General features: G+C 46.3%; 3 protein-coding genes and 1 pseudogene. 2 read left to right on the top strand and 2 right to left on the bottom strand.

The genetic code is table 11. The features are described from left to right. Positions 1 to 256: 256 nt before the first annotated feature. Positions 257 to 2,008: a hypothetical protein gene (locus QUA16_RS36115; protein ID WP_333109617.1), complete on the bottom strand. Its 1,752-nt coding sequence runs from the start codon at positions 2,006 to 2,008 to the stop codon at positions 257 to 259. Between the two features lie 380 nt (positions 2,009 to 2,388). Between QUA16_RS36115 and QUA16_RS36110 the strand changes: the two genes are divergently transcribed. Together QUA16_RS36110 and QUA16_RS36105 are read left to right on the top strand one after the other, a co-directional pair. Next, a complete protein-coding gene (locus tag QUA16_RS36110; protein ID WP_333109616.1) occupies positions 2,389 to 2,619 on the top strand; it encodes a hypothetical protein in 231 nt (76 codons plus the stop codon). Between the two features lie 50 nt (positions 2,620 to 2,669). Then, the gene (locus QUA16_RS36105) at positions 2,670 to 2,882 is read left to right on the top strand and encodes a hypothetical protein (RefSeq protein WP_333109614.1); all 213 of its coding nucleotides are present in this window, start codon (positions 2,670 to 2,672) and stop codon (positions 2,880 to 2,882) included. 318 nt (positions 2,883 to 3,200) lie between these two features. On the opposite strand, the pseudogene QUA16_RS36100 reads toward QUA16_RS36105, so the two are convergent. Then, positions 3,201 to 3,347, bottom strand: a pseudogene (locus QUA16_RS36100) (RNA-guided endonuclease TnpB family protein); the annotation flags it as partial.

The raw sequence follows: 3,347 nt of genomic DNA, 5'->3' as shown, positions 1-3,347 counted from the left end.
GGGCGGGACGCCCATCCCACAATAACAATTAAAATTGTAAGTTATTTAATTCGCGCTCCTAAGGGGAAAAATGTAGGTAGAGGTTTACTGTTGAGAGATGGGGCGGGTTTATGGGATGATTAGTTTTTGGCGTAGATAGTGGTAAACCCCCCCCTACGAGGTCGCCAATTTTACAAAAACGAACCAATTAAACATGATATAAAAACACAAAATGAATGGAAAATGCAATTTAATTTTTTCCATTCATTTTCAATTCCTACGCTTTCGGCTCAACCCAAACCGTCATCCCCTCAACCCTCAAACCTTTGCCGCGAGTGCCGCAATATTGACCGTTAGCAGTAACAGGAGTATCACCTACATTCTGGATGTGAGCCGTATAAAATACGTCATACTTATCAGCTTGCGGCCCAGTCAGCCGCGCAGCAAATCCCTCAATGCGCTTCGCTTTGCCCCGGAATCCAGCTAACTCCCCTTCCGAGATCCAAGCAGTATCGCCAACTCCTTCAACGTGAGCCATGTACTGCAAATTTAAATCGGCAACGGGAGGCTCTATTTTAATTTGAAATCCTTCCACGCGGCGGCCTTGAGCTTTAGTACCCGCGTATTCTCGATCGCTAAAAGTTCGATCGCCAATTCCTTGAATGTGCGCCAACACTTTTAAACCCACAGGTGCAGCTTTTTGGGCACTGGCAGACGGCGCAATCCAAACTTTGATACCCTCTATTCTCAAAGCTTTACCGCGAGTACCGCAATATTCGCCATTGGAGGACACGTCGGTGTCGCCGATATTCTGAATGTGAGCGCTATAAAATACGTCGTACTTATCAGCTTGCGGCCCGCTCAATCGCACGGCAAATCCTTCAATTCGTTTCGCTTGACCACGAAAACCTGCCAATTCTCCCTGGCTGAGCCAAGGAGTATCGCCAACACCTTCGACGTGAGCCATGTACTCGACATTTAAGCCGGGAATTGGCGGATCGATATTAATCGCAAATCCTTCGACGCGCCGCCCTTGACCCTTAGAACCCGCGTATTCTTGAGCACCGAAAGTTCGATCGCCAATCCCCTGAATGTGCACCAAAACTTTGATTCCCAAACCGCCCTCTACTGCCACCGCTGGTTGAAGGTTCCGGGGGGCCCCAAAAACAATGTTCCCGGAACCGGTTGTCTGAAGAGACTTAGGTACTTCTACGCTGGGAACAATAATCACCTCGTGCATGGGGGCCGAAGGTGCGGGGGATTCCAAAATCTGGATCTGTGGCGCAACTGTAACTTGTTTCGGCGCCACATTTCCTGACGGGATGACAATCACTTCTGGCAAAGGTTCGGCGCTGATTTTTTGTTCTGGCGCTGGTTTAAATGCGGGTTCGACTTTTGCAGGTGCTGCTTTTACCATCTCAGCAATGGTTAATTTGCCTCTGGAAATGGCTACGGCTATTTGTTTGCCAAAAGCGGCGCTGACTGTTTCTTCGAGGATTACCCACTGTTCGTCGTCTAATTTGTCTTGCTGTTCCACCAAGGCGAGGACTGCGGAAACTGGGTGTTTGCCGCTGACTAAGGATTCTGCGTCGGAATGCAGTTGAGTTGGGGTTGATTCGGAAATCGCGCGCTGCAGTTCGCGGGCTCTGGCATGAACTGATTGTAAGGGTGCGAAGTCGCTTTGTTCGCGGTGGGCGATCGCCAATACTCGATCGATCACTTTCAATGCTGCATCGCGAATTTCTGCTTTACCTTCAGAAGCGGAGGCAGTCTCGACTAAGTTTTGAATGTCTTTGAGGGAAGTAATTTCTCCTGGGGCGATCGCGGATTTGTTTGCTTCGAGAGCTTGTTTTTGGACTGCGGCAAAGTTGCGACTGTAGGCGGCAACTTCTTGCAGCAAGCTGTCGGAGGGAGGAAGGCCGGAGTCTTGCAGTTGTTTTGCTGCCATTGATAGGCGATCGGCCAAATTAGCATAAGTTTGCGATAGTCGGGCTATTTGTTGTAGCAAATCTTTATGTGGTGCTTCCATATGTCTTGCCGTAAATATTTAACTTGCTGATTATAGACGTTGAGCGTCTTCTGAAGGTAGAAGGCAGTAGTCATTAGTCATTAGTCATTAATCATTAGTCAGATGTTGAAGGAAGATTTCCCCACTCTGTCGCGATCGGGCTCTCCCACTCCTCCACTGTCCTACTCCCCCACTCTCCCCCTCTCCCCCTCCCCCACTCCTCCTCTGGCATCCCCCGTGTGATCGCCGTCACAACCTTGCAAATAATTAGTCACACTCTGCGACTCCGGCTGTCACGAGTGGCCCGTCACAATGTCACACCGATCGAGCAATAGCCGTCACTGCTGATTCTGTGAAAAAAGTTGATACTTAGGCTTGAACCAATAAAATCCCGAAGTGTTATGGTACTAATTCGCGACCTCGCCCAGCAAGCTCTGGCTCTAGGCTATCTAACCCTTGAAGCCGAAAATCAACTGCGGCGGATGTTAACTACCACCAAATATGACTTGGAAGACTTAAATGCTTTTATGGCTTTGCAACTAGCAGCTATGTCCGGAGGAGTGAAACAAGAGTCTCGTGAGCTGAAAAAATTTGAAATCTTTGGCGAGACGGCTTCCGAAACTTCCTTTTAGTAATTAGTTGGCTTTTGATTAGTTAAAATTTAGTAAGGGACATTTCTACAGTGCAGGTTCGTGAAGTTGTAAAACAAGCTATTGCCGCTGGCTATCTGAGTTTGGAAGCAGAAAATGAAATGCAGAAGATTTTTTCTTCAGCCAAGTGTGATTTGGAAGATTTGAATGCTTTTATGAGCTTGCAGTTAGCTGCAATGGCTGGTCGGGTGACGCAAGAGTCTTTGGAATTGATAAAAAGGCAAGATTTCGCGGATAGTAATTAATTTTTTATTCACCTATCTGGCAAGATAACTATTAATTATAGTCCTCCATAAAGGCAGGAAAACTATAATTATTTGGATGATGTATCTACTAATTAATTTTAAAAATATTGGTATTTGGGTTCAATGGGTGTTGAGCCAATTCAATAAAATTGAAATAAATATTAAAATGAATATTTAAGTTGATAGTGAGGACTTCACTCGTCAAAGGTCAGGCTTGGATGACTAGACCTGTCAAGGTGTAGTCGAAGTGTTTGCTTCGTAACAGTTGAGCATTATGCTTGAAAAGTTATGTATTGTTAATAGCTGGCAAAAGTATAGTCATTTATAGACATGGGAGGCTTCGAGTCCCTCCCCTTTCGCTTTTACTTTGAGCGGATTAACCCGCCTTGGCTGAACTACGCAGCTCCCTATCCCATTGCTGAACGCATTTGGGATTGCTTTTCTGAGAATGTTGTACGAAGCATT

Origin of the sequence: Microcoleus sp. S13_C3, from assembly GCF_036700905.1 — a bacterium.
Classification (GTDB): domain Bacteria; phylum Cyanobacteriota; class Cyanobacteriia; order Cyanobacteriales; family Microcoleaceae; genus Microcoleus.
Note: the sequence above shows the minus strand (reverse complement) of the source record. Positions and strands in the feature narration are given on the sequence as shown.